Origin of the sequence: Paenibacillus oenotherae, from assembly GCF_019443105.1 — a bacterium.
In the GTDB taxonomy this organism is placed as follows: domain Bacteria; phylum Bacillota; class Bacilli; order Paenibacillales; family Paenibacillaceae; genus Paenibacillus_Z; species Paenibacillus_Z oenotherae.
On sequence record NZ_JAHZIJ010000003.1, the window covers coordinates 43,310 to 69,506 of the forward strand.

Consider the following 26,197-nt stretch of genomic DNA (forward strand, 5'->3'; position numbering starts at 1 on the left):
AAACTACAGCAATCATCCTGTGAACCGCATTGCTGCTCCAGTCATAATGACAAGGAGCAGCTGGGCGGTTATTTTTTTGCCGTATTCCTTGCAGCGGGTTTATTAATGAGCTCCGGCAACGGGACGATCTCATAGCCTTTGTCCTGCAGAAGCTTGATGAGCCGGGGAAGGGCTTTAATCGTTCCAGTCAGATCTTGTCCTGCTCCCCCGCCTGCATGCTGAAGGATAATCGAACCCGGTTGAAGCGTCTTCTTGATGTTGATGAGGATGGAATTGCTGTTAATGCCGCGCCAGTCTACGGAATCGACATCCCAGTTGACGACAATGAATCCCCTTGATCTCAGCCACTCGATCTGTCCGGGGAGAATTTCTCCGTATGGAGGACGAACGAGACGCGGACTGTGGCCGGCTAATGGGCGGAGAATGGCATCGGTGCGCATTATTTGCTGCTGAAACGAAGAGAGGGAAATACGTGAGAATACAGCATGGTCATAGGAATGATTCCCGATAATATGGCCCTCTCGCCGCATGCGGCGGACGATAGCCGGATGTTTGACGGCCCGGCTGCCAACGACAAAGAAGGTGGCGCGCACCCGATAGCGGGCAAGAATTTCAAGCACCTTGGGCGTATAACGCGGGTCAGGCACATCATCGAAGGTGAGTGCTACCTTGCGGATATTGCGGGGGCCGCCAATAACAAATGAGCCGGGATACCACTGCTGAAGCGTGACCCAGGAAATGGCAGCAGCCTTCTTATTATTCCGTTTCTGCCTGCGCGGCTTCCGGTTATGCCGCTTGCGCCTGGCTTCAGCTGCAACCTGCTTGGAATGAGGTTCGGAGGAGGAGGCTGAAACCGTGCTGTACAGCAGTTGGTCATGAGCATAGACACGAGGCTGTGCTATCGTCTGGGCTTTCTCGTGGCCGGCAACGGGTACGATGTTTGTCTCAGCTGCAAGCAGCGATGAGGAAACCAGACCTATTAGAAGCATCAGGGCAGCCTTGCGGCAGCTGCGCAGTGTAAACATTCCATCTCCCCCGTCTGAATCTCATTCCGGCACGAATGCGGTTTTTTAATTGTGCCCTAACCGAAGATGATCATTCATGCTGGATTGATTGGACGAGGGCGCTCATCCATTTCAGAATTGGGCCATTCATATGTGTAAAGATTAATTCAAAAGAACTGCATTGAAGGAGTGATAATCAATGCGGAAAAATGCTAATTACGAATCAAATTATGTAAGGTTTTTGTAATAATAAGTTGAAAGAACTAATTTTATGCAATATAATGGGTAAATCGCATTATATACATCCAACATGAAAAATTAGGACGCAAGGGGGTGGATAATAATGAATTTAGATGCAATGCCTTTAGCCCGCCAAGTGGAATTTGTATTCAAGCAGTTGGAGAACGAGCTCGTCAATGCTGTAGCAGGCACGGTTACTATACATATTCGCAACAACGTAGTAGGAAAGTATGGGGTCAGGCATAACCCTATTGAGAGCAAGAATGGTCAGATCGGAGACAAACCAGCCGTACAGGGAATGACAGCTGCTCAAGTGCTTGCATTTCGTCAAATGGCTGTCGATTCGCTGCGAATGAAGAGAAGCTGGACACATGGTGAGATCGCCTATGATTTTTGCGTACGATCAGGAGCGGCAGGCGGATGGTCAGCGAGCATTACATATGAATCGAATTATAATTTGGCCAATAGTCTATTCCGTTATCAGCCTAAATACTCGCAGCAGGCATTGCGTGATGCTCCTTAATGGGAGATGAACGGGAAGAACTTGCAGCATAATAAAAAAATGCTGTCCGCTAATGGGCAGCATTTTTTGGTGCTTGATCGGGAGTCTTAATGAAACTTGCCTGCAAGCTGCTGCTCCGCAATTTGAACCAGTCTGCGGGTTATGTATCCGCCAATGGCACCCGTATCGCGAGTTGCCATGTAACCGTAATATCCATCCTGCGGTATTTGAATGCCAAGCTCTTGAGCAATCTCATATTTCAATTGATCCAGCGCTGCGCTTGCTTGAGGCACAACCAGCGAGTTGCTGCTGCGGGATTGTCCGGCCATGGTGTTCACCTCCTTCGTGTAACCTTAGTATGGTCGTGTTGGAATGTTTTATGCGACCATGGTTAATGAAGGGAAATGTAATGTTTTCCAAGCGGAGGAAAGGGTTCACTCCGCCTATAGTCCGAAATCATAGTCGGGATAAACATAAGGTGATTCGGGCGCCTCGATTGCTTGAAGCTGCTTCGCCTTGAGGACGATAATCCGGTTGCCGTCGAACATATCCTCTGTCAGCTCTCCGCGGATTTTGAGCCAAGCATCATTATTGTACGCAGCGGCTCGCGGGTAGGAGACCATCAGGCCGTAGGGCAGGGCGTCGGCAGAGCAGCAGTTCATGGCGAATCGGCTTATGGCGAACTGATCCTTGCCCATTCCCTCCTGACGATGAACAAAGCCGCTAATTTCAACGGTTTTGCCGATATAATTCTGTCTGAACAAATCCAGGGTTGTCAGTGTTTCGATAAATTGCTTCTCAGGTACGGAGATGATGTCTTGCTTGTACAGCTGCTTGCCGTATTTCGCATGCGACTCGGTATACTCATCGGAAGGGAACATAGCATCAAGCTCGGCCTCCGTCTTTGGCCCGCCGGGGGAGGGGGCTGCCTCCTGCTTCCCTTCGTCAACGGCCGAAGGCGCTGCTGCCGGCTTGGGGCCTGTCGCCAATAATTCTGCACCTGCGAAATTAACACCCTTCTTCGCTGCTGCCGAGCTGCCCAGAGAGGCATCCGGCAGGATGAATCCTAGGGCGAGCGGCAGAATGAACATGCCGTATATAAGTGTGTTCTTCGTAATCGAGGAGGACGGCTCATGATTGCATTCGCAAGCTGCTGTCTTGCGTCCCGCCCAGGCCTGAAGAGCGGCATACAGCTGATAGATCGCAGTGGCATAGAGTCCAATTGCAGAAATTTTAACATAAATGACCATGCGCGGAGCGATATAAAGCGTCAAGCTGTCAGAGCGCACCAGATAAACAATGTACATCGCGAATCCGGTCAGGATAGCGGCACGGATGAGATGGTGAATGATCCGGCTGCGGTCGGTGGCAGTCATAGGGAGTCTCCTTTCTTATGCCATTATGAATTGCTGGATTATGATGGAACCGATGAATACGGCGGCAAATATGAAGGCGATGATCGTTAATACAACCTTTGTGCGGAAGGTGGCGAGCAGCATGAGCGTGCTTTTGAGATCGACCATGGGGCCGAAGACGAGAAAGGCAAGCAATGCGCCAGAGCCAAAAATGCCGTTAAACGATGTAGCAACAAACGCATCGGAGGTCGAGCACAGCGATACCGCAAACGCGAAGGCCATCATGAACAGATTCTCCATGCCCGGCTGATCGCTCAGGGCTGTGAGCATGCTCCGGTCGAGTATCGTTTGGATGAATGCAGTAATAAAGGCGCCGAGGATCAAATATTTGCCGATATCAAAAAATTCGTCTGACGCATGGGCAAGTGTGGAGCCTAATCGTCCGCTCCAGCTTCTTCTCACGGCAGAGCCGTTATGGCTCCCGTGGGAATGACCGTGCTCATGTCCGTGCGCATGGTTATGATCATGATGTTCGTGGTCATGCCTATGGTTGTGAGCATGGTGGTGCTTATCGCTGTGCGGGTGATCATGATTATGTACATGCATATGTGCCTGCTTTTCCTCGCGCAGGGGGCTTTTCTTCATATATTTGTATAGAAGCAATCCCAGAACGACGCAGACAGCAAATGCCAGTCCCATTCGGGAATAGGCCATAGAAGGCTGGGTTCTGAAGGCTGTGTAAGTGGATGTGAACACAACAGGATTGAGGATCGGCCCGGCAAAAATAAATACAATGCCGATATAGGGGGGCATCCCTTTGCGGATCAGCCGCCTTACAACAGGAATCATCCCGCATTCGCACAAGGGCAGCAGCACGCCGAGCAGGCTTCCGAACAAAACGCCCGCGATTGGATTCCGGGGGGTAAGTCTGGCAATTAACGCATCAGAGACGAATACTTGCAGCAGTGCAGAGACTAGAACACCCAGCAATATGAAGGGAAAGGCCTCCAATATAATACTGATGAACAGAATTTTGAATGATTGCAGGGAGGGACTTTCCAGCAGAAGATCTGTTACGCCGCCGCCACTTAATATCCGAGCGAGCATGATGAGGCAGCCAGCGGCAAGCAGGGGAGTCCCCAACCGATAAATGATCGTCAATTTACAGCTCCTTTCTGTCGGGCATTGACCTTTTTTAGTATAGACTATGCGCTGTCAAGCGTCCACAGGACAACCCTGCCCAACATTTTTTGAGATTGTGAAAAATAGATTGCCAGATAAGTACAAAAGGAGTAGAATTCTTCTGTGATAATCATTCTCATTGGAATGCAGTTGAACTTGTGAGCGGATTGGAGAGAAGATAATAATGGCAGGAAAGAATAACAGAAGAAAAAGCGGATACGCTGCTGCGGCTGCGCTGTTGGCATGCACGATTGCTGTATCAGGCTGCAGCGAAGGACTGAAGGTAGGCGTGTCCGATTACAATTTTGATACGGCAGGCAACATGTTTGCTTATGCGGAATTCGAGCTTTCCGGCGAGCCGCTTGCGGAATCGCTTGGTCTTGATCTGGATGTGCTGGAAATCGGCAAGCTGGATTCGCCGACTGCCTTCGATTACATCGCTGGAGTGGAGTCTTATGAGTACTCTGAGGAGGCCATGTACGAAGTAGTGGAGAAGTCGGGAATGGGGCTCCATCTGGTCAACGGACCCGCTATTGCCGAGCTTGCGAAGCAATCCGGCCAAACGGCGAATGAGACGCTGGCAGCACGCTTCCTGAAGCTGGCCGAAAGCGTCGGACAGCCGGCCGATCAGATTCAGCAGAATATGTATCCTACTTTCATCGAGTATGTATCTGGCGACCCGCATTATGCCCAGAAAGTGGATACTGCCAAATTTGCCGATGGCGAGAATGGCACTTATACCCCCAAGTATCAGGTTGATTTCGGCACACTTCGCTGGAAACGCGACGGGATGAAGAAGCAGCTTGTACCTGCGGCATATGGCGGCACGATGCTCAAGCAAGCGCTGTGGGCGGGAGATTTCCTGGGCAATCTGCACAATGCGGAGAGTGACGAGGAAGTCGATGCCACGACAGTGGACAATAGTCCGGAAGGCGAGCTCGGGCTGAAGCTGGGCGTTAGCTCGGCGGATGGCATTCAAGGGATGATTCTGACGGAGGAGATCTGGAATAAGCTGCTTTATGTGCGCGATAATCTCTTCTATGATCCTTCCTCGAAGGCAATTGGCGCGCTTTCCGATGGGAATGACACCACTTATTTGCCTCATGCTATCGATGTTGCGGAAACGGATGACGTCAGCTATGCCAATGCCAAGAGCCTGAATGTAACCGACAAGCGCAGCGTGCTGCAGGATCAATGGCTTATGCTCTGGCCGACTTCAGAATTTTACGGCATGACGGATCAGCGTCCCGGCAATCCTAACCGCAATCCGGCCTTTGCCCGTGTCTTCGATGGCGATCCGTTCCCGGCGGCTCCGGCTGTGAATACGGATGACAATCCTTCCAATGACATCGCTTCGAGTGATCCCTATACGGTATCGCGCGATGTGCTGCTGGCGCTGTTCAACAATATTCAATCCCGTCATTGGAATGATAAGCTTGGTGTATTCGTCACCGAGAATGACGGTACAGCGCAAGGTAATGAGGTCAATACATTCGATGCCGGTTATACAATTGAGGCTCTCCGCATGTTCCAGCGCGCAATCGACGGGCTTCCTGTCGGATACGCCAACGGCGATGCGGCAGAAGGTCTGAAGACGGAGTGGGGCAAGCAGGCGAAGGAAATGATCGTTAAGCAAGCGGACTTTATATTGCATTCACTTATTACGAAGGACGGACTTGTTATTAGCAGCTACGATACGGAGAAGGAGAAAGCCGGCGTTGAGACGACGCTGCTCGCGCAGCTTGGCGCTATTCGCGGTCTGACCTCTGCCTTCCTCGTCACCGAGTCGGAGAAATACCGCGACGGGGCCCGCAAGCTGTATGCGGCCATGGACTCGAAGCTGTGGGACAACGATATAAAGGCATATAGAACGAAGGGCGACGAAGCCAAATATGATGCCTTTACTGCTGGCGGTGTATCTGCAGTTCTTCGTCTGGCGCTTCAGCATCTGAAGAATACGGGAGAAGAAAGCGATGCGCCCAAAGCACTGGACCAGACGGCGATTCAGGATCGATATGTAGCTTTCTATCGTCAAGTCATTAACGGACCGTCGCTGGAAGAGGGCATGCAGGCAAGTGAATTCTGGGATACGGGCGACTTCTATAAAGAGGGCGACGATTCCGGCAATACGGACGGGGATACCGTGCCGCAAATACAGAAGGGACATGGCGAGTATGGAATTGCACCAATTCTTGTTCCGGTTGAAATTACAGATTAAGCCATCGTTTGCGGTTAAGCTGGCGGCGGGCGCAGTAGCGTTCGCCGTTTTGGCGTGTCTGGCCTCTTGCACATCTGGGGAGGAACCCGCTCCTCCCGCTCCTCAATCAGGGAGCAGCATCGTCCTTAGTCCTGATGGCCGCATGCTGTATATCGCTAATGGCGACACCAATACAGTATCCGTTGTCGATGCGAAGGACCGCAAGCTGGTTAAGGAAATAGCTGTCGGCAAGGAGCCTAGAGGCATTGCTGTCTCGCCTGACGGGGAGACGCTCTATGTCACATGCCGTTATGCGGGCAGTGTGGAATGGATCGATATCGACTCAGAAAAAGTACTCGCAGCGGTGAAAACGGGCATAGAGCCCTATGGCATTGTCATCAGTCCGGATGGGGGCAGGCTGTATGTGTCCAATTACCGTTCTGGCACGATTGCTGTTGTTGATGTGAAGGACCGTACAGTTGTGAAGCGTGTGCCTGCCGGTGAGAATCCGAGAGCGGTGGCGCTGTCCGCAGATGGCGGAACGCTGTATGTCTCTAATTATTTGAGCGGGAACACCGTGGTGCTGGATACGGGGGCCTGGACGAAGCGGGCAACCATCGGACTTGCGCCATCGCCGGACGTGAAGAACCGGAAGACGAGCCAGGGCATACCCAATACGGTGGAGCAGCTCCGTTTGACGCCGGATGGCGGGCAGCTTTGGGAGGCGCATTTGCTGACCAATACGGATACGCCGATCCAGTTTGAAGAAGTTATTTTCCCCGCGCTCTCGGTGCTTGATCTACAGACAGGACAGGAGATCGCCAAGGCGCGTAAGGAGTTGTTCGCTGAGATCGATGTCAAGGACAAGTTCGGCAAAACTTCGATCGTCTCCAACCCCATGGATGTTCTATTCTCTCCTGACGGGAGCAAGGCCTATGCATTGATGGGCGGAAGTGAGGATCTGGTAGTGTTCGATCTGGAGCGGGGTGGCCGGGCGAGCGGCATGATCCGCCATTTGCCGGGTGATTTTCCGATCGGAATGACCCTTGCAAGGGATGGGTCCATGCTCTATATACATAATTCCAATTCGCATGATATGACCTTTGTGTCGCTGCCGCAGGGCGAGTCCGGTGGAGGGGCGCGTGTTGACGGGGAGCCGCTGAGGCTGATTGAGCAGGATCGGCTGACACCGGAACAGCGGCTCGGCAAGACGCTGTTCTACAGTGCCAACTCAGACGAATATCCGATGACGGGAACGATGTGGATGAGCTGCGCGTCCTGCCATTCCGACGGACAAGTCGATGCATTGACACTGGCAACGGCGAAGGGGCCGCGCAATGTGCCCAGCAATGTGCTGGCATTCGAGACAGGTCTGTTTATGTGGGATGGGAGCCGGGATGACTTTGGCGATTACATCCATACGATACAGGGCGAGATGGGTGGCATGATGGACGCAGATCCCGCCAAGCCGCTGCCGGAGGAGACGGTGAAGCAGTTCGCGGCGCTGGAAGCTTATCTTCGGATGCCGGATCAGTTTCCTGTTCCGAGAAGCCCCTACCGGACAGAGGATGGCGGGCTGACAGCTGAGGCGGAGCTCGGCAAGGCATTGTTCGAGGGCAAGGCCGGCTGTATCGCCTGTCATGCTGCGGATGCCTTTACCGACAGCGGCAAGGCGGTCAACAGAGAGGGGAGCCTGACGACAGACAATACGGATTATCTCCATGATGTCGGAACAGTTCATGCTGCGGATACTCCTTATGAGGGAGACGAGCGGGGAGAATTTAAGAATAAGCGGGCACGCGGCTTGTATGATACGCCTACACTCCGGGGCATATACGCCACGGCTCCTTATCTGCATGACGGCAGCGCAGCAACGTTGGAGGACGTGATCGCCCGGGCTGCCGATAATGACAAGCATGGCCAAGTAAGCGGGCTCAGCGAAACGGAGATCGGACAGCTGGTCGCTTATTTGAAGCAGATTGAATAAGTCGGCTGACGCTTGACATTTATCCTCATGGGAGTATAATCTTCCTAAATGCAAGGATAGGAGCAAGTAAGCTTGGATGTAAGCTTGGCAGAGAGCCGGTGGGTGGTGTGAACCGGTGCAAGCATCCGATGCCGAATGGGTCCTGGAGCTGAGATGAGGAAAGCGGCCTATGTCAGGGCTCGCAAGTATATATCTTCGTGTCGTTCCGCGTTATGGAACTTGAAGGCTTGCTTGCGTCCTTTGCGGATGCCTGTACAAGCGAATTAGGGTGGCACCACGGTTCTTCGTCCCTTGCGGCGAAGGGCCTTTTTTGCGTTCAATGCACACAATATTATGAAGCATTTGAAGGAGAGAGCGAATTATGTCACGTGTTCTATCAGGTATTCAGGCCAGCGGACAGCTGACGCTTGGCAATTACATCGGTGCGATACAAAACTTTGTGAAATTGCAAGATACGCATGAGTGCTTCTTTATGGTCGTCGATTTGCATGCCATCACGGTTCCCCAGGAGCCGGCGGCGCTTCGCGAGCAGACCGAGTCGGTAGCTGCACTCTTCATCGCAGCAGGCATTGATCCTGCCAAATCGAGCGTCTTCGTACAGTCGCATGTCTCGGCACACGCCGAGCTGGGCTGGTTGTTTACGACGATGGCCTATATGGGCGAGCTGGAGAGAATGACGCAGTTCAAGGATAAATCGTCAGGGAAAGATTCCATTGGAGCAGGGCTGTTCGTCTATCCGACGCTGATGGCCGCAGATATTCTGCTCTACAATGCGGATCTTGTGCCGGTAGGGGATGATCAGAAGCAGCATATGGAGCTGACTAGGGATTTGGCACAGCGCTTCAATGCGCGCTTCGGCGATTATTTTACGATACCGGAAGCCTATATTCCTAAAGTGGGCGCACGGATTATGTCGCTGGATGATGCGTCGAAAAAAATGAGCAAGAGCAATCCGAACCCGGCCAGCTACATTGCGCTGCTGGACCCGCCTGATGTCATCCGCAAGAAGATCAGCCGCGCTACGACAGATTCGGGACGCGAGGTCAAGTTCAACCCGGCTGAGAAGCCTGAGGTAAGCAACTTGATGAGCATCTATTCCCACTGCGCGGGATTGACGCTTGAAGAGATCGAGGCCCGTTATGAAGGGCAGGGCTATGGAGCGTTCAAGAAGGATCTCGCAGAGCATATCGTGGCGACGCTTGAGCCATTGCAGGCGAAGTATGCGGAAATCCGCAGCTCGGGAGCGATTCACGATATTTTGAAGCAGGGAGCGGAGCAAGTATCCGTTGTGGCCAACAGGACGCTGCGCGATGTCAAGGAGCGGATGGGCTTCGTCATGCCGCGCTAGCATTCCGTTGTAGCAGAAATGCGGTATCATGCAGGCAGCAAGCAGAGCTTCGAAAAGGGGCTGGGGCTGTCCCGAAGGGCGATCCGTACTTCAAGCGCCGAGACATGCGTGTTGCGGGCTACGAGCCAGGCGAGCAGAACATGCAGAACATGCAGAACATGCAGAACATGCAGAACATGCAGAACATGCAGAACATGCAAAACGGCATGAATTTTCTCGTTTCTTGCCTGTTAAAGGTGAAATGCCTGCCAGAGCGCAGGTATTTCACCTTCGTTTCCCCTTATCGGCCGATTTCCTCTCAAATTCATGCTTCATCGCAGGCATTTTCACCATTATGGCGTCTTGCAACCGAAATTCATGCACATTCGCAGGCTTCTTACTCCGTCACTCTGCCGTCAAACCTCACTTGGAGTAAGAGTTGTCACAGAAAGTGGTTGGATGATTTCAGAGGCCCACTAAGTCTCCATATATAACAAAAGATGCTTCCAGCCCACTTTTAAAGGTTTAAAGTGGTTTGGAGGCATCTTTTCACATCATTTGGGACTGTCTCATTGGATATTGGACTTTCTGGACAGTCCCTTCCACAGTCCCTTCCGGGTTTTTGCGAAGTGCGTTATTGGCTCTGCTTGCGGCGTCGTATCTTGGCGCTGACAATAAACCCGTAAGCGATAAAGGCCAGGGTCAGGACGAAAAATAGGGCAGCGAGCCACCCGTTAATGCTAATGAAGACTCCTGTCAGAATCATGAGCAAGACGGAAAATAGTGCAAAACCCATGGCCATTGGCTTGGACATTCGAAAGTCCCTCCTTCTTTCTTTAAAATTCTTCTTTGTGCAAGCATATTCTTTTCACTAAAGTATCATAATAAGCTTGCAACACACCATCATCGTTTAGAGATGAAAGGAGAATTCCCACATGGCAGGACAATCTCGCAGCAGCAATACGCTGGTCGTACCTCAAGCAAGCGCAGCTCTGAATCAAATGAAATACGAGGTAGCGCAAGAATTGGGCATTCAAATTCCGCAGGACGGTTACTATGGCAACATGGCAACTCGCGATGCAGGATCTCTTGGCGGCTACATCACTCGGAAGCTTGTACAAATCGCTGAACAACAGCTTTCCGGACAATCGCAGCTGCGTTAATAAGACCAGGTTGTGCAGACATTAGCTCAAGGGAAACCTTGGGCTTTTCTATTTGGCTCCGCAGCAGGGCGCCACAAAGGCAAGGCCCCTTCCTATTGTGCAAGAAGGGGCCTTACATCGTCAATACGTATTCATGCGCAGCCGTTTCTCCAGTCTGTCATCGCTAAGCCATCCGACATACGAGCCTAATGTTTTGTAGTCGCTGTCCATCAGCAGGACGCCTACAAACGGATATTGTTTGCGGTGCCGATAGCGGACATCGGACCATCTTACCTGATACCCCCAAGGATGCTCCCGCACCTCAGCGCATGCGAAGGAGGTGAAGTATAAGAAAGAGCGGATGGAGGGATCGCTCTTGGACAGCTCCACGGCCGGATGATCGTCGCAGCGGGCGCGATCCACCCAGCGCAGCTTTTTCTGACGGTAATCGCCGATGAGGAAGCTGCCGTCCTCGCGCCGTTTGACGACGTTCCAATCATAAAGTGATATGGTCGGAATGATAATGTACTGATCATTATCCGAGCGGTCCGTGTCCAGCGACATAATCTGCTTGCGCAGCATCCGGTGGGCGATGGTCCGCCAGATGTAATAGACGATCAGCCCGGCATACAGTGTCGGGAATATAATAGTCGGACTTAGCAGTCCAAGCGCCCATAATAAAATAGCGATGAGATGGGAGATAAAAATAATGGGGTCGAAAATATGGATAATGTTCCATGAAATCCATTTATCCGTGAACGGCCGCATTGCCTGTGTTCCATAGGTGTTGAACAAATCGGTGAATACGTGAACAACAACTGCGAGCAGCACCCAGCCGATAAGATGCAGCCAGGGCAGGGCAAATCCGAATCCCATCTGAAGCAGGAATGAGATGAGCAGGGTCCAGATCGCGATCGCGGGAAGCGAGTGCGAAGCCCCTCTGTGGTTGCGGATATAAGCGGCGTTGCTCTTGAGCCGCAGCAAGCCGTCAAAGTCCGGAGCCTGGGAGCCGACGATCGTACCGATCAGAACAGCGGCGTAGACCGACTGATCCGATGCGACGACAGGGTCGATAGTAGCGAGCCCCGCCAGTCCAAGCCCCATCACCAAATGTGTACCGGTATCCATGTCGCGTCTCCTCCTACAAGTTTTCTTTCGTGGTATACTTTTATATGTACGTCTCAGTATTTTCTGAATCGTGAATTCTTATAACGGAAGGATGAGATTGTTGCATATTTGTTTTGTAGAGTACCGGATTGCGGCGGAATACGAAGTCCATTACCGGAGTTGGATGTCCGCCCGGTCGGCGGAATCGCAGAGCTTTCAATTATACGAAGGAACCGATCAGCCGCTGCTGTTTGTGGAGGTATGGGAAGCGGAGGACGAATACAGCGCCAGCAGGATAAAAGAAGAACGCTGCAGCGAGCGTTCTTCCTGGCATGCGATGGCAGAATGGGTGCAGGGGGGCGCTCCCAAAATCCATGCATGGACCTTCCGGCCGGTTAACGGCCGCTCGTAACGGTGCCTAAAGTTGCAGTGCCAAGAGGTGTCTTGTTCGTTATGCTTCCGCCCTGGAAAGGATATTCGTAAGCGATCGGGCCGTCGAATGTTACATAGTCCAGATTGAGCATCAGCAGCAGATAGCGCATTCCTGTTGACGGATCGCTAATAATAACGTGGTCGCGCCCGGCTGCTTCGATAACGCCGCGGAATATTTTGGCATTCCATTCCCGGTTGTTCTCGTAGGTCATATAGAAAGTGCCCATCTTGCCGCGGTTCAACCGCAGGATGTTCTCCACATATGATTCTTCAACAACGGGCATCGCAACGATATTGCCTCCCGCTGGAGTGACGACTGCGCCGCTCGGAACGCCGGGAGGCATCATCGTTTGCGCACCTGCTACCTGTGCCGGCAGAGTCATTGGCATAGCCGGGAACGGCTGTGCCACCGGCTGGTGCGGGTACTGGCCGTATCCGGGGTTGAAGCCCGCTTGCCCTCCCACACTTGCTGGATTTACCACGTTGTTGTACCCGTAATTAGACATGATCCCAATTCCTCGCTTTCGTGTCATGAAACAAGCTTAATAGACTTTCGGACAATCCGCGCCTGTCGGAGCAAAAAAGCAGTGGGCCTTGAAACGGCCGGTGTTGCGCTGGTCGTACCATGTTCCCGGACAGCCCCCTGAGGGCCGGAAAAACCACAGCGCATTGGTGGCCGGATGCTGCCGCTCGCCGTTAATAATGCGCTGGGCCAGCCGGATCTCACTCTCACGCGCTTTCTGGTAGAAGTAGCCCTTAATAGTCGCTTCGAAGCCGCCTGGCCGCTGATAAACCATCTGCGGAATCGTTCGAATATTTTTGAAGTCGAGACAATCGCTCTTGACCCGGTTAACACCTACATTGCCCACCATCAGCATTCCGAGATCGCCTTCACCCTCTGCTTCAGCACGCATAAGCCTTGCCAGAACCTTGACTTGCTCGGAGTTCGCTTTAATAACTGCCATATCTGAAGGATTTCACTTCCTTTCGCTCAGCTGGGCTATAACCACAATGTCATTGTATTGACGAATGGGCGAAATGGTTCCTTGGCCGGATAAAATCGTTTTGAATTCCCCTCGCTGACCAAGCGGTGTCAAATTGATGAACAAAGGGCAGGAACATTGTCATCTGCTGCTTTTTTCGGTATGATTAAGAACGATTTAATACGTGGATTGGCGCTTCGCGCCTGTACGGTAATGGAACGGGGAGGCTCGCTGTGCTTAAAGAATATGTGGCCCTGACTAAACCGGGCATCATTCGCCTTAATGCGATTGCGGCATTCGGTGGATTCTGGGTTGCTTCCAAATGGAATATTGATTGGATGCTGCTTCTTTATATGTTGATCGGCTCAGCTCTGACGATGGCATCCGCTTGCGTCATCAACAACTACTGGGACCGGGAACTGGACAAGAAGATGGAACGGACGAAGAATCGCGCGCTGCCGATGAATAGGATGGATCCTGCGGGGGTGCTCATTTATGGCATTGTGCTCGGTATTGCGGGTATAGCGATTCTGTTTACGCTTGTCAACGCCCGGACAGGCTGGCTTGGACTGCTCGGCTTGTTCGTCTACATCGTTATCTATACGATGTGGTTGAAACGGACCTCCACCTGGAGCACATCCATCGGCGGTGTATCCGGGGCGATGCCTCCGGTAATCGGCTATTGTGCGGTTAATGAGGTGGATATGGGAGCATGGCTGTTGTTCGCGCTCTTATTCTTATGGCAGCCGGCGCATTTCTGGTCGCTCGCCATCAGACGGGTGGAAGAATACCGCGCGGCGGGTTATCCTCTGCTGCCGGTGGTCAAAGGAATAAAGCGGACAAAGCTGCAGATGATTCCGTATATTCTGCTCCTTCTGCCTACGGGAATATTAATGTTCACCTATGATTATGTTGGTTATTTCTTTCTGATTATTTCGGTGCTTGGCGGCGTACTCTGGCTCGTCCATACCCTGATGGGCTTGAAGGCGGCGGATACGGACAAGTGGGCGAGAACGAACTTCTTTATTTCCATTAACTACTTGATGGTCATCTTTTTTGTAATGGTTGTAGACACGAATGGCATTGGCTAGAACGCCAATGGATCAAGGGGGAACACAGATGGATTTCACGCGCAAACATGGATTCAAAATCGCAGTGCTGGCTTTATGCGCAGCTATGGGGCTTTATTTATATCTCTCGTCGACGAAGGAAGCTGCGCCCAAGCTTGATCAGGACAAGCCTGCGCCTTCATTCAAGCTGACGAGCATTGACGGGGAAGAGGTATCTCTGGAGAATACGAACGGCAAGGTGCGGGTGGTGTATTTCTACTTCGCGAATTGCCCGGACATCTGTCCGCCGACCACCTTCCTGATGACCCAGGTGCAGGACAAGCTCAAGGAGCAGGGAGCATTCGGCTCTGACGTGGAATTCCTGTCCGTCACCTTCGATCCTGAGCGGGATACACCGGATGCGATCCGCAAATTTATAGGCAAAATTCCAAGTGAAATCGATCAGAACGGCTGGAAGTTCCTGCGTGGAGACAGCGAGGAAGAGACGAAGAAGCTCATGCTGGACTTCGGACTTGGCTTATTGAAGGACGAGAAGACGGGACTCTACACCCATTCCGACACGATCACCTTCATTGACCGGCAAGGTAAGATCCGCAAATATATGACAGGCTCCATCGACGAGACAATGACACCTGACCGGATCGTTGCCGTAGTAGACGCCCTGGTGGACGAATAGAAATAACCATTCCATCCTTTATGTGATGGAATGGTTATTTTCTTTTACTACCAACCAAATGAAGTTCTGGTGCAGTGAGGTGTGTGGAGGTGGATGAGTGGGTGGAATCGTACTGGAGAAGCGCAAGCGTTCGCCTTTGTCACCGGATATCAACCGTTAACGGTTGATAGATCGAGGAAATCCGGGTGACAACAGCGATCGGAGGAACGATCCACCGCGCAGCATTCCCTCCACATCGCAATCTACATCGCACTTCACATCCACAACTTCAATTCATATCTTCTTTGCTCCATGGAGCGGGATCGAGAGCCGGGTATAGAATATACTCCTCGAGACCCGCTTTTTCTAATTGTTCGATCAAGTAATCTGCCGGGGTCTTCTCGACACCGGGATAGCCCTTGCGTGTGTAAATATGTACAGCGTCCGGGAAGGTATCGCGCAGCATGCCCCGGATGCGTTTGCCCGAAGCGTCATTATCAGTAAACAGATAGGGCTGCTTGTCCCCGACCTGTCTCCGCAATGTGTCGATATGGTCGGTGCTGGGCGTGCCGTATGTACAGAAGATCGGCACTGACTCCGCCAGCACCTGCCGCAGACGGCTGCGGTCATTTTTACCTTCCACGATAATTGCGATGTCCATATGTGATTCACTCCTTAGCGCTATTGTATACCAACGCAACCGGAAACGAAAAGACGGCTTGCGTGGGCAAACCGTCTAGTCGGTCCAAGCTGTCCATGCTGGATTACCAGCACATCAAACCGCCAAGAACGATAATAAGCAGGATGAACAGCACAAGAATCGTACCTACTGATGTAAAGGCTCTTTTGACATGGCTGCCATAACGATCATGGATAGGATCTGCACATTGAGACATCGTTGTAGTCACCCCTCTTTCCGCAAAAGATCGGACCAGCGCAACAATTCCATTCCGAACGCAAGGTCTGGTCGGTTGCCATGATGCAGCGTATGACGGCGGGGGACATTAGCCCTGTGCGCTTACCCAGTTCGGGAAAAATGGGCGCTGCTGCGTCCGGATCGCGCATTGTAGAACGGGAGAATGGAGACCGCGAGCATAAGCGCCACGAATGCGATGTAGTACGGCGAGACGACATTCCGCAGCTGTCCGGCCAGCATCGGCCCAAGGAAAGCGCCGACAGAGAAGGCGATGGACAGAACAGAGAAGGTTCGCCCATATCGAACCCCGCCGCTGAGTTCAATAAGCAGTGAGGATAATGCCGGGAAAATAACGCCTTTGGCCATGCCAAGCAGAAGAAGGAGCGCATACAGCGGCAGTGGCGCATCGGCAGCGATAGCGAAATAGGTAACCGCGAGCATCAATGCTCCCCATAATGTGCGAAGATAGGGGGACAGGCGATTCAAGAACAGCATGCTCAGCGTAAGCAGCGCTCCCAGGCTGACGACGGAGAAGAGCAGCCCTGTCTCCAGCATTGCCTCCTGCGTCTTGGCCATAAGCGGCAGCTCGAAGGAGAGGATGCCCTGCGCACAGCTCATTGCAATGGGGAGGGTGTAGACGATCCAGGGCACTTTATGCGCATGGGCCGAATCAGGATCATCCTCATTATTATCCGGTGCAGCGCTAACTTTCTTGGCGGCAGGATCGTCTTTATAAGAGTCGGCTTCACGGATAAAGAACAAGGCGCAGGTCGCTGTCCCTATGAGAACCCAGCCCAGGATGAGGAAAGCGGTTGTAAAGCCGATCTGTGCGACCATATAGGCGCCTGCGGCAGGCGAAACGACGGATGCAATGGTATGCACAAGCCCGTTGCCGGCCATGAGCTTGCCTTGGTGGACACGGTCCTTGGCGATTCTGGCAAGAAGGGACATGCAGGCCGGAGACAGAAAGGCAAGCACAAAGCCGCTGATGGAGCGCAGGACGAGCAGCTGCCACGGATCGGTTACCTTGGATTGCAGGACGAGAATAACCCCGGCGGCGGCAAGGCTGAATACGATGAACAGGCGGCTGCCGTAACGGTCCACGCCATATCCGGCAATCAGATTGCCTGGCAAGTGCGTGATGGAATACAAGCCCATCATCAGGCCGATGAATGATGGCGCTGCCCCCAGCGACACGGCGAATGGAGTCAATATCGGATATTGGGCGTGCAGATCGAAGAATGCGACAAACAGAAACAGATAAAGCCATACAGCGGTTCTCAACAGTACCCCTCCCAAGCACATACTCAAACGGTCAACAGTGAACCAGATAGAGACATGTTACTACTTGTACGCTTGGATAAGCCGTCTTATGTCTATAGCTGGATAGGATTGGAGGAACCGGGAGGCAGAGGTTTACGCTGATTTGCGCATGGGGTATAATATTTTGTGTTCGGGCTATTGAGAGCGTATAATGGGGGAGTAGAATAATGAGCTTTGATTTTAACTATGATATGGACACTTGGATTCAATTTTTTCAAGATAATTGGTTTATACTTGTCATCGCACTTGTGGCATTATTCATTGTAATTCGTGTTGTGAAGACCGTTGTCAAATGGCTTATTATCATCGGAATTGTACTTGGCCTTGTCGTGTACAGCGGCTATACCCTGGAAGAGGTCAAGGGTCTGGCGGCGAATGTCACTCTGGATGACGTGAAGGAGCTCGGCACGAAGGTTGCTGAGGGCGTCAAGCAAGAGGCGATATCCGCAATGGTCGGCGAAGCGAAGGATGCGACCTACACAGTGAATGACGATGGCACATTCACGATCAAATCAAAGAATCTGGAACTGAATGGCACACCCGGAGACAACGAGGTTAAAGTTTCGTTTCAAGGGGCTTCGCTTGGAACCTGGAAGATAGATGAGACGATACGGGCTTTAATCGATCAGGCGAAGAAGAATGGTTAATTAGGAGATGCTGACATGAACACCTGGGTTCAAGCTTTATTGAAGCCGGAACCAGTTGCGCTAATGGTCATGCTTGTCTTGGTTGTATCGCTTGTTCAAGGTCTGAGAAGTGGCGCATCGGGATCTGCGAAGCGCCTTTTCTTTTTTGTCTGGACGGCGGCACTGGTCGTAATATCGCTGCTGCTGGCAGGGCGCGGAGCGGCCTTCCTGTCACCGCATCTGAGAGCATACCTTATTGAGCGGAATATTGTTGTGCCACAGGAACAGCTTGGCGCGTTGTCACAGTTCTGGTACACCTTCGTGACCAGCATTCGCGATTTTGAGCTGCTTCGTTTTGGCCTGCTGTTTCTGCTATGTTACATGCTGCTTCGCTTCGTGCTTGGATTTCTTGAGCCGCTCGGAGCTATGCTGTTTGAGAGATACAGAAGCGGCGGCAACGGCGAACCCCGGCAGGAGTTATTCCCTCAGGCGGCAAGCCGCACTACTGGAGCGGCGATTGGCGCACTGCTGGGGGCAGGGCGCGCATTTGTCGTGATTGCAATCCTGTTCGTCTATGTCTCCCTGCTGCCTGATGGACCGTTGACCGATTCCATTCGGGCTTCGAGCTTCTACAACAAGACGGCAGATGAGCTGCTTCAGCCGGTTGCTGGCGATGTATTGGAGCGCGGCCCGGTATTGACGGGAGCAGTAGAAGCGGAGTTTCGGCGGGTTCTGCAGCGCAAGTATGAAGTGATCGACTCCGCTGTACCGGACAATATTGCAGAGGCGGCGCATGCCGTTGCGAAGGATGCCGAATCCGACAGGGAGAAGGCGCGTGCGCTGTATGACTGGATCGGTTCGCGCATTGCCTATGATTGGGACAAAGCTGACAATTACGTGGAACAAGGCATATGGAAAGAACAGACGCCAGCGGACACATTTGGTACACGCAAGGGTGTATGCATTGATGTGGCCCGGCTGTATGCCGTCATGGCGCGTACCGTCGGACTTGAGGTGCGGGTTGTGACTGGACAGGGCGCGGATGGCCGGGGCGGTTATGGCCCGCATGCCTGGAACGAGGTTCGGCTTGCCGACGGGGGATGGATTCCGCTCGACGCGACATGGGCATCGACAGGCGATTGGTTCGATCCGCAGCACTTTGAGCGTACGCATATAAGGGAGTCATCAATCACAGCTATGTACGGGGAATCATAACTCGTACTTATAACGGAGTCATAAATCGTAAACATGGCGGAAGTCGTAAGCGTGTTTGAATACGACGGGAGTGTTAAAGGCAGTTCCGTAAGAGGGGAGACTGCAAAGGCAATTTTTGGGAAGGAAGGAGGCAGGGCGGTGCAGGATGATCCGCAGAAGAGGGAGATAGTCAATAGACGGCATTTCTCCTTTCGATTGAATTTATTTTTCTTTATCACTTTTTTCTTATTCAGTGTGCTTATCGTCAGGCTGGCGATCCTGCAGTTCGTAGAAGGCCCTACATTACGGGAGGAAGAGAACCGCATATCCAGCACGGAAGTGCTTATCCCGCCGATACGCGGCAATATCTATGATTCCAGCGGCGAGCGGATTGCGTACTCGACTTCGACACAATCGCTCTACTACACGATTGAGCCGGGCTCCAAGGTTGCAGACTCTGAAGCGATGGCGAAGCGTCTGTTGAAAGTGTTCGAGGAGCTTGGCGATCCCAAGCAGGCATTGACACTTGATAAGATTATTAAAAATATGGATTTGAAATATAAGCAAAATATCGTATCGGTTCCGCGGCGCATCAAGAGCGGACTAACGAATGACGAAATCGCTTATTTTCTGGAGAATCGTGATCAGTACAAAGGGATCGATATTCTGGAAGAGAGCATCCGGCATTATGACCAGAATACGATTGCCGTTCAGTTGGTGGGCTATTTGAAGAAATTCAAAGGGGTTTCCAACAATATCGATTACTACAGAGACAAGGATAAGCGGGACGTCATGCCTGATGCGCGGCTGCGCTATCTCCAGCAGGAGGATGTCGGCTTCGATGGACTGGAGCGTCTGTATCAGGAAGAGCTTCGCGGCAAGAACGGACTCAAGACGTATCCTATCAATTCAGCAGGCCGCATCGTCGGATTGCCAGAAATAACGAAGCCCGAGAAGGGCAATAATCTGTACTTGACGATTAACCGGAATGTGCAGTTGAAGACAGAGAAAGCGATCACGGATCAGCTGCACTACCTGCAGACGACCTATACGAAGGATCGCCAGCCCAATGCCAAGATCGGCTTCGCTGTTGCAATGGAGGTCAATACAGGGAAAGTTATTGCCATGGCCAGTATGCCGGATTATGATCCGAATATTTGGGAAGGCGGCAGTATTGGTACAGAAGATTATGAGAAAATTGGAAATATGCTGCCGAACGGAACGATTTCTACGGTTAACGGGCCATACAAGACGGACAAGGAGCTTAACAAGCATCCTTCCTCCATCCTGCCGCCGGGCTCTACGCTCAAGCCGCTGTCCGTGCTGATCGGGTTGAACGAGAAGCTATTCTCGACCACTGATCGCTGGTATGATTCGGGAGCATTCTATTACGGTAAGGAAGGTGTGCATCGCCGGCGGATCGGGAATGCCAGGGGCCATTCCTATGGCTCGCTTGATCCGGCGCTTGCGATTGCCAAGTCCTCCAATCCATGGATGGCCAAAATGATCGGCAACGCGCTCTATGAGCGTGACCGCAACAAAGGCGTTGAGTTGTGGGACAGCTACATGAAGCAGTTCGGTTTAGGCGTACTGACCGGCAGCGGCTTGCCCAATGAGAGTAAGGGCGTTATTGACTACTTCCATGAGATGGAGGTCGCGAGCTCGCAATCGGCGCTCATATTCGCCTCCTTCGGGCAGCAGGCCAAATATACAACGCTGCAGCTTGCACAGTACACAGCGATGCTGGCGAATCACGGCAAGCGGATGAAGCCGCAGTTCGTTAATGAGATACGTGATGCGGAAGGCAATGTAGTGAAGAAGTTTGAGCCTGAAGTGTTGAATACGATCGATATACCGGAAGCCTACTGGAAGGAAATCGAGACGGGTATGGCACAGGTTAATGTCGAGTCCTTCAAGGATGCGCCTTACAAAGTGCTTAGGAAGACAGGTACATCAGAGCAAACGGTAGCTGGCGGAGTGAAGAAGGATAATGCTGTATTTATCGCTTACGCGCCTGCAGAGAAGCCGGTCGTTGCTGTTGCTGTTATCGTTCCTGAGGGCGGCTTCGGCGGAATCGGCGCTGCGCCAATCGCCCGCAAAATATTCGATGCTTACGATGAGGAAATCGGCTTGCATGGCACACCGAAGAAATCTGCGAATACAGGGAATGCTGCAAAGGAATAAATGGAGTAACGAGCGGGAAAGTGCCGCTCGTTTTTTTTGTAGTTTCGTGGTCGTCCGACCCGCGCCGGGAAATGCGCGCCATGCGAAAAAACAGTGGAGCAAATGCTGCTTAGCCTTGCTGTTAAACGGCTTTGTTACAAAACAGCTTTACTGCTAAATAGCTTTGTTGCAAAACAGCTTTGTTGCAAATCAGCTTTACTGCTAAATAGCTTTGCTGCTGCAAAACAGCTTTACTGCAAAACAGCTTTACTGCTAAATAGCCTGCTGCTAAAGAGTCTTTTGCTAAAGAGAAGATTGCTCGTCGAATCATACTGCTGCCCCCTCCCGTGTGGACGGGGATTTTATAAATGGTCAAAGTTACACATTACACACGTCGAATATTCCTGCGATCAGGCAGGCTTTCTCTCGTTTCAGCCTGCTAAAAACGTAATGCCTGCCAAAGCGCAGGTATTATGCTGTATTTTTCTCTTATCGGTCGATTTCGCCTCATATTCCTGCACTTACGCAGGCATTGTACTGTTTATGGCCGCTTATAGCCGAAATTCCTGCACTTGCGCAGGCTTTTTTTACTATGGCATGCCGATGCACAGCGCAGCATGCGGATCAGAGTGTGTAGGATCGCAGCACGCGGCTCAGAGTGTGTGGATCACAGCGCACGGATCGCAGCACGCGGATGGAGTGTGTAGGATCACAGCGCACGGATCGCATCATGCGGATGGAGTGTGCGGATCGCAGCAACGCAGCATGGCGCTGTGTGACAGCGTCCGATTACCGTTACCATAAATGGCGTCGTGTTATAAGGCCAGTCCTGCTGCTAGGCCGGTTTTGCAGCGAAGCCCAAGTAAAAAATAAATGTTGCACTAGAGAAACATTGTTGTATAATAGTAAAAAAGAGGCATAGAGTAAACTAATGTTCATTTGGGCAAAACAAGCCCCGAAGCGGGCGGATAGAGTTTTCTACAGCGCTGGGAATGCAACGATATGAACGGCAACTATAAGGGAGAGAATGAGGAGGAATTGGAATGCGGCTCAAAACAAATTCTGCAATTCGCCGCTGGATTATGGCCATGCTATTCCTGACAGCAGTAATGCTGTTTGTTACGGCTTGCGGCAGCAATAGTGGGAATGATTTCACATCAGGTGAAGGCAAGCTGAAAGTAACTGCGACGATAGGAATGATCGCGGATGTGGTTAATAATATTGGAGGGGATCACGTCGAGGCCATTGGCCTGATGGGCCCGGGCGTTGACCCCCACTTGTACAAAGCTTCGCAAGGGGATATCAAGAAGCTGGATCAAGCTGACGTCATCTTCTACAATGGTCTCCATCTGGAAGGCAAGATGGCTGAAATGCTGGAGAAGCTTGGCAAGAAGAAGACGACGGTCGCTGTGTCCAGCCGGTTGGAGGAGTCAGCGCTCAGGTCTGATCCATCGGGAGCAGGCGCGCATGATCCGCATATCTGGTTTGATGTACGCAACTGGATTTCCGCTGCTGAGGTGATCCGCGATACGCTTGTAGAGAAGGATCCTGCCAATGCGGACAATTATAAGAAACGCGCCGCTGATTACTTGGTGAAGCTTGAAGAGCTCGACCGCTATACGAAGGAGCAGATCGCATCTATACCGGAAGCAAGCCGCGTGCTGGTAACGGCGCATGATGCATTCGGATATTTTGGAGATGCTTACGGCATTAAGGTTATGGGGCTTCAAGGCATGAGCACAGCCTCGGAATATGGCACGAAGGATGTAACCACCCTCAGAGATTATTTGGTGGACAACAAGATCAAAGCTGTATTCGTCGAATCGAGTGTGCCCAAGAAGTCGATTGAAGCGGTCATCGAGGGCGCCAAGCAGATGGGACATGATGTCGCTATCGGCGGCGAGCTGTTCTCGGATGCAATGGGCAAGAGAGGAACCGAGGAAGGCACTTATATTGGAATGGTACAGCATAATGTGGACACGATCGTCCATGCATTGAAATAGAACGGTTCGTTGCAGTCCAATCGGATGTGCAGCGGTCCAAGTGGAGAGTGAGAACGATGACGCGACAATCAACAACCGCAGGAGTGCCGCTTCAAATAAAAGGTCTTAGTGTCGCTTATCAGAAGAAGCCTGTGCTGCGCAATGTTACGCTGGAAGTGACGGAAGGCGAGCTGATCGGCATTATCGGGCCTAACGGCGCGGGCAAGTCCACGCTTATTAAAGCAGCGCTGGGTCTGATCCCCAAGCTGAATGGCAGCGTGCTGGTGTACGGCAAGCCTTATAACGAGCAGCGCCAGCTGATCGGCTATGTGCCGCAGCGCGAATCGGTGGATTGGGACTTCCCGACGAACGCGCTGGATGTTGTGATGATGGGCCGTTACGGCCGCCTTGGCTGGTTCCGCAGGCCGGGTGCCAAGGAGAAGGCAATCGCGCTGGAATGTCTCGCGAAGGTAGGCATGGCAGAGTTCGCAGACCGGCAGATTAGCCAGTTGTCCGGCGGGCAGCAGCAGCGGGTTTTCCTCGCCAGAGCGCTGGCCCAGGATGCCAAGCTGTATTTCATGGATGAGCCGTTCGCGGGGGTGGATGCAGCTACGGAGAAAGCGATTATTATGCTGCTGCAGGAGCTTAAAGGGCAAGGCAAGACCGTAATCGTCGTTCATCACGATCTTGCGACGGTTAAGGAATATTTTGACTCTGTCATGCTGCTCAATATTGAGGTACAGGCTTTCGGCAAGACGGGGGATGTATTCACACGCTCCAACCTGCAGCAGACATACGGCGGGCGGTTCGCATTTCTGGATCGGCAAGAGGATGAAGAACTGACACTGCTCTCCGGAAAAGGAAGAGGGTGAGGACATGCAGTCGCTTTGGGATATGATGACTGATCCAAACTCGCAATGGATACTTCTTGGCTGTATGCTGCTCGGTCTATGCAGCGGAGTTATCGGCTGCTTTGCCTACCTGCGCAAGCAGAGCCTGATGGGCGATACACTCGCCCATTCTGCATTGCCGGGCATTTGTATAGCTTTCATGCTGACGGGTACGAAGTCGATTCTGCTGTTTCTGATTGGGGCCGGAATTTCCGGATTGCTCGCCACCTTCGGCATCAGCTGGATTACCCGCTATTCCCGCATCAAATCCGATGCGGCGATGGGGATTGTATTGTCCAGTTTTTTCGGACTTGGCATTGTGCTGCTGACCCAGATTCAACATAGCGACTACGGCAATCAGAGCGGATTGGATAAATTTCTGTTCGGCCAGGCGGCCTCCATGATCGGCTCTGATGTGCAGACGATGCTCATTGTCTGTGCATTTATCGTTGCTGCGTGTACGCTGCTGTTCAAGGAATTCAAGCTGATCTCATTCGACCCCGGCTTTGCCCGCGGGCTTGGTTTTCCGGTAGGTGTTCTGGAACAGCTTCTTATGTTCTTCATCGTCGTCTCCGTCGTTGTGGGCATTCAAGCCGTCGGTGTTGTGCTTGTAGCGGCGTTGTTAATCACGCCAGCGGTGTCGGCACGTTATTGGACGGATCGGCTGGGCGTAATGGTGATCATGTCCGGATTGTTCGGCGCACTTGCCGGAGTTGTGGGAACATGGCTTAGCTCTACGACAGCAAGTCTTCCTACGGGTCCGATCAGTGTACTGGCCTCAACTTTATTGTTCGTCGTATCTCTGCTGTTCGGACCGCGTCGCGGTCTGTTGGCGAAGCGGCTCACCCGCTCTCGGGCGCGTCAAACGCTGCTGGAAGAGCAGAGTAGACGGGTGCGCGATCTGGCGAAGGAGGGTGGCTCGCTATGACAGATTTCTGGATACTGCTGACCGGCGGTCTTGTTGCAAGCTGCTGCGCCATTCTCGGCTGCTTCCTCGTTCTTCGCCGAATGTCGATGATCGGTGATGCCATCAGCCATTCCGTGCTGCCAGGCATTGTTATTGCCTTTATGATGAGCGGATCTAGAGATTCGTTCGTGATGCTGTTGGGCGCTTCCGTTCTTGGTCTTATTACCGTTTTTCTTATTCAGCTCTTCCAACAGAGCGGCGTGCAGGCTGATGCATCAATTGGCGTTGTGTTTACGGCCTTGTTCGCAATCGGCGTCGTGCTGGTCAGCTTGAATCTTAAGCATGTCGATATTGATCTCGATTGTGTGCTGTACGGGGAGATTGCCCATGTACATTGGAATACCTGGGAGCTGCACGGCAGTGACATGGGGCCTAAGGCCGTATGGATGCTCGGATTCACGCTGCTGGTCATCATCGCTGTCATCGGCTTGTTCTACAAGCAGTTCAAGTTGTGCGCCTTCGATCCGGCGCTGGCGGCGGCAATCGGCATCCCGGTAGCCTTGTTTCACTACTTGCTCATGGGACTTGTGTCGATGGCGACGGTCAGCTCGTTCGAAAGCGTTGGCGCTATTCTCGTAGTCGGCATGCTGATTATTCCGGCTTCTGCCGCTTACCTGCTCACTGACCGCCTTGGAGCGATGATCTTCATCAGCGTTGCCATCGGGCTTGCAAGCACAGGGCTCGGTTATGGCGTATCTGTTGTGCTGGACGCTTCGATCGCGGGCTGTATGGTATGCGCGGCGGCTGTGCTGTTCATTCTGGCCTTTCTGCTGTCGCCGTCCCACGGGCTGCTTGCACGCAAGCTGCGCCGCCGTTCATTGCGCGAACGCACGATATAAGGAATTTCATAAAACTGCAGCAGCCCGTAGAGGGCGCTGCAGTTTTTTTGTTGTTCAGGAAATTATGCGCGTAGCGAATCTGATTGTCGAGGGGGGATTGAGATCGATCCTTTG

General features: G+C 52.3%; 27 protein-coding genes and 1 other annotated feature. Of the genes, 15 read left to right on the forward strand and 12 right to left on the reverse strand.

Features of this window, described 5'->3' with window-relative positions; all coding sequences use genetic code 11:
• Window positions 1-68 precede the first annotated feature (68 nt).
• A complete protein-coding gene (locus K0T92_RS06450) occupies window positions 69-1,025 on the reverse strand; it encodes a polysaccharide deacetylase family protein (RefSeq protein WP_246627936.1) in 957 nt (318 codons plus the stop codon).
• A 322-nt stretch (window positions 1,026-1,347) separates the two neighbouring features.
• On the opposite strand from K0T92_RS06450, the gene K0T92_RS06455 reads away from it, so the two are divergent.
• Window positions 1,348-1,767, forward strand: a complete 420-nt coding sequence (locus K0T92_RS06455; protein WP_219871630.1) for an O-methyltransferase — start codon at window positions 1,348-1,350, stop codon at window positions 1,765-1,767.
• Between the two features lie 86 nt (window positions 1,768-1,853).
• Here K0T92_RS06455 and K0T92_RS06460 read toward each other — a convergent pair whose 3' ends face one another.
• The 3 genes from K0T92_RS06460 to K0T92_RS06470 form a co-directional block, all read right to left on the reverse strand.
• Window positions 1,854-2,075 (reverse strand): alpha/beta-type small acid-soluble spore protein, encoded by a 222-nt coding sequence (locus K0T92_RS06460; protein WP_219871631.1) that lies wholly within the window; start codon window positions 2,073-2,075, stop codon window positions 1,854-1,856.
• A 114-nt stretch (window positions 2,076-2,189) separates the two neighbouring features.
• Complete coding sequence (locus K0T92_RS06465; protein ID WP_219871632.1) at window positions 2,190-3,122, reverse strand: TIGR03943 family putative permease subunit; 933 nt, start codon at window positions 3,120-3,122, stop codon at window positions 2,190-2,192.
• A gap of 15 nt (window positions 3,123-3,137) precedes the next feature.
• Entirely contained in the window at window positions 3,138-4,262 is a 1,125-nt protein-coding gene (locus K0T92_RS06470; RefSeq protein ID WP_343223644.1) for a permease, read from the reverse strand.
• A gap of 205 nt (window positions 4,263-4,467) precedes the next feature.
• Here K0T92_RS06470 and K0T92_RS06475 point away from each other — a divergent pair, with 205 nt between their 5' ends.
• The 3 genes from K0T92_RS06475 (at window position 4,468) to trpS (ending at window position 9,815) form a co-directional block, all read left to right on the forward strand.
• Entirely contained in the window at window positions 4,468-6,501 is a 2,034-nt protein-coding gene (locus K0T92_RS06475) for a hypothetical protein (protein ID WP_219871633.1), read from the forward strand.
• The gene (locus K0T92_RS06480; RefSeq protein WP_219871634.1) at window positions 6,458-8,467 is read left to right on the forward strand and encodes a beta-propeller fold lactonase family protein; all 2,010 of its coding nucleotides are present in this window, start codon (window positions 6,458-6,460) and stop codon (window positions 8,465-8,467) included. Before K0T92_RS06475 ends, K0T92_RS06480 begins: the two co-directional genes overlap by 44 nt.
• A gap of 44 nt (window positions 8,468-8,511) precedes the next feature.
• Window positions 8,512-8,762, forward strand: a binding site (T-box leader).
• 66 nt (window positions 8,763-8,828) lie between these two features.
• A complete protein-coding gene (gene trpS, locus K0T92_RS06485; RefSeq protein WP_219871635.1) occupies window positions 8,829-9,815 on the forward strand; it encodes a tryptophan--tRNA ligase in 987 nt (328 codons plus the stop codon).
• A gap of 613 nt (window positions 9,816-10,428) precedes the next feature.
• On the opposite strand, the gene K0T92_RS06490 is transcribed toward trpS, so the two are convergent.
• Complete coding sequence (locus K0T92_RS06490; RefSeq protein ID WP_219871636.1) at window positions 10,429-10,608, reverse strand: hypothetical protein; 180 nt, start codon at window positions 10,606-10,608, stop codon at window positions 10,429-10,431.
• A 121-nt stretch (window positions 10,609-10,729) separates the two neighbouring features.
• Here K0T92_RS06490 and K0T92_RS06495 point away from each other — a divergent pair, with 121 nt between their 5' ends.
• Window positions 10,730-10,957: an alpha/beta-type small acid-soluble spore protein gene (locus tag K0T92_RS06495; RefSeq protein WP_219871637.1), complete on the forward strand. Its 228-nt coding sequence runs from the start codon at window positions 10,730-10,732 to the stop codon at window positions 10,955-10,957.
• Between the two features lie 120 nt (window positions 10,958-11,077).
• Here K0T92_RS06495 and K0T92_RS06500 read toward each other — a convergent pair whose 3' ends face one another.
• Complete coding sequence (locus tag K0T92_RS06500; protein WP_219871638.1) at window positions 11,078-12,064, reverse strand: metal-dependent hydrolase; 987 nt, start codon at window positions 12,062-12,064, stop codon at window positions 11,078-11,080.
• Between the two features lie 91 nt (window positions 12,065-12,155).
• On the opposite strand from K0T92_RS06500, the gene K0T92_RS06505 reads away from it, so the two are divergent.
• Window positions 12,156-12,455 (forward strand): hypothetical protein, encoded by a 300-nt coding sequence (locus K0T92_RS06505; protein ID WP_246627937.1) that lies wholly within the window; start codon window positions 12,156-12,158, stop codon window positions 12,453-12,455.
• On the opposite strand, the gene gerQ is transcribed toward K0T92_RS06505, so the two are convergent.
• Window positions 12,439-12,981 (reverse strand): spore coat protein GerQ, encoded by a 543-nt coding sequence (gene gerQ / locus K0T92_RS06510; protein ID WP_219871639.1) that lies wholly within the window; start codon window positions 12,979-12,981, stop codon window positions 12,439-12,441. The genes K0T92_RS06505 and gerQ overlap by 17 nt on opposite strands.
• A gap of 36 nt (window positions 12,982-13,017) precedes the next feature.
• Window positions 13,018-13,440 carry a cell wall hydrolase gene (locus K0T92_RS06515; RefSeq protein ID WP_219871640.1) on the reverse strand — a complete coding sequence of 141 codons (423 nt, stop codon included), beginning with the start codon at window positions 13,438-13,440 and terminating at the stop codon, window positions 13,018-13,020.
• 251 nt (window positions 13,441-13,691) lie between these two features.
• Between K0T92_RS06515 and cyoE the strand changes: the two genes are divergently transcribed.
• Window positions 13,692-14,549 carry a heme o synthase gene (cyoE, locus tag K0T92_RS06520; protein ID WP_219871641.1) on the forward strand — a complete coding sequence of 286 codons (858 nt, stop codon included), beginning with the start codon at window positions 13,692-13,694 and terminating at the stop codon, window positions 14,547-14,549.
• A 28-nt stretch (window positions 14,550-14,577) separates the two neighbouring features.
• Window positions 14,578-15,204, forward strand: coding sequence for an SCO family protein (locus tag K0T92_RS06525; protein ID WP_219871642.1), 627 nt, complete (start codon window positions 14,578-14,580; stop codon window positions 15,202-15,204).
• A gap of 268 nt (window positions 15,205-15,472) precedes the next feature.
• Here the strand turns inward: K0T92_RS06525 and K0T92_RS06530 are convergent, their stop codons facing one another.
• The 3 genes from K0T92_RS06530 to K0T92_RS06535 all read right to left on the reverse strand — a co-directional run bounded on the left by K0T92_RS06530 (window position 15,473) and on the right by K0T92_RS06535 (window position 17,383).
• Complete coding sequence (locus K0T92_RS06530; RefSeq protein WP_219871643.1) at window positions 15,473-15,844, reverse strand: toprim domain-containing protein; 372 nt, start codon at window positions 15,842-15,844, stop codon at window positions 15,473-15,475.
• Window positions 15,845-15,947: 103 nt separating this feature from the next.
• Window positions 15,948-16,079 (reverse strand): hypothetical protein, encoded by a 132-nt coding sequence (locus K0T92_RS25255; protein ID WP_281423114.1) that lies wholly within the window; start codon window positions 16,077-16,079, stop codon window positions 15,948-15,950.
• 122 nt (window positions 16,080-16,201) lie between these two features.
• The gene (locus K0T92_RS06535) at window positions 16,202-17,383 is read right to left on the reverse strand and encodes an MFS transporter (RefSeq protein WP_219871644.1); all 1,182 of its coding nucleotides are present in this window, start codon (window positions 17,381-17,383) and stop codon (window positions 16,202-16,204) included.
• Between the two features lie 206 nt (window positions 17,384-17,589).
• Between K0T92_RS06535 and K0T92_RS06540 the strand changes: the two genes are divergently transcribed.
• The 3 genes from K0T92_RS06540 (at window position 17,590) to K0T92_RS06550 (ending at window position 21,426) form a co-directional block, all read left to right on the forward strand.
• Window positions 17,590-18,069 (forward strand): hypothetical protein, encoded by a 480-nt coding sequence (locus K0T92_RS06540; protein ID WP_219871645.1) that lies wholly within the window; start codon window positions 17,590-17,592, stop codon window positions 18,067-18,069.
• A 15-nt stretch (window positions 18,070-18,084) separates the two neighbouring features.
• Complete coding sequence (locus K0T92_RS06545; protein ID WP_219871646.1) at window positions 18,085-19,263, forward strand: transglutaminase domain-containing protein; 1,179 nt, start codon at window positions 18,085-18,087, stop codon at window positions 19,261-19,263.
• 138 nt (window positions 19,264-19,401) lie between these two features.
• The gene (locus tag K0T92_RS06550) at window positions 19,402-21,426 is read left to right on the forward strand and encodes a peptidoglycan D,D-transpeptidase FtsI family protein (protein WP_343223645.1); all 2,025 of its coding nucleotides are present in this window, start codon (window positions 19,402-19,404) and stop codon (window positions 21,424-21,426) included.
• Between the two features lie 121 nt (window positions 21,427-21,547).
• Here the strand turns inward: K0T92_RS06550 and K0T92_RS06555 are convergent, their stop codons facing one another.
• Window positions 21,548-21,736, reverse strand: coding sequence for a hypothetical protein (locus K0T92_RS06555; RefSeq protein ID WP_219871648.1), 189 nt, complete (start codon window positions 21,734-21,736; stop codon window positions 21,548-21,550).
• A 712-nt stretch (window positions 21,737-22,448) separates the two neighbouring features.
• Between K0T92_RS06555 and K0T92_RS06560 the strand changes: the two genes are divergently transcribed.
• Genes K0T92_RS06560 through K0T92_RS06575 form a run of 4 tightly spaced genes read left to right on the forward strand, consistent with a single transcriptional unit; the run spans window position 22,449 to window position 26,083 of the window.
• Window positions 22,449-23,408 carry a metal ABC transporter solute-binding protein, Zn/Mn family gene (locus tag K0T92_RS06560; protein WP_246627938.1) on the forward strand — a complete coding sequence of 320 codons (960 nt, stop codon included), beginning with the start codon at window positions 22,449-22,451 and terminating at the stop codon, window positions 23,406-23,408.
• Between the two features lie 56 nt (window positions 23,409-23,464).
• Complete coding sequence (locus K0T92_RS06565; RefSeq protein WP_219871649.1) at window positions 23,465-24,259, forward strand: metal ABC transporter ATP-binding protein; 795 nt, start codon at window positions 23,465-23,467, stop codon at window positions 24,257-24,259.
• 4 nt (window positions 24,260-24,263) lie between these two features.
• Entirely contained in the window at window positions 24,264-25,205 is a 942-nt protein-coding gene (locus K0T92_RS06570) for a metal ABC transporter permease (RefSeq protein WP_219871650.1), read from the forward strand.
• Window positions 25,202-26,083 carry a metal ABC transporter permease gene (locus K0T92_RS06575; protein WP_219871651.1) on the forward strand — a complete coding sequence of 294 codons (882 nt, stop codon included), beginning with the start codon at window positions 25,202-25,204 and terminating at the stop codon, window positions 26,081-26,083. Before K0T92_RS06570 ends, K0T92_RS06575 begins: the two co-directional genes overlap by 4 nt.
• Window positions 26,084-26,197 lie beyond the last annotated feature (114 nt).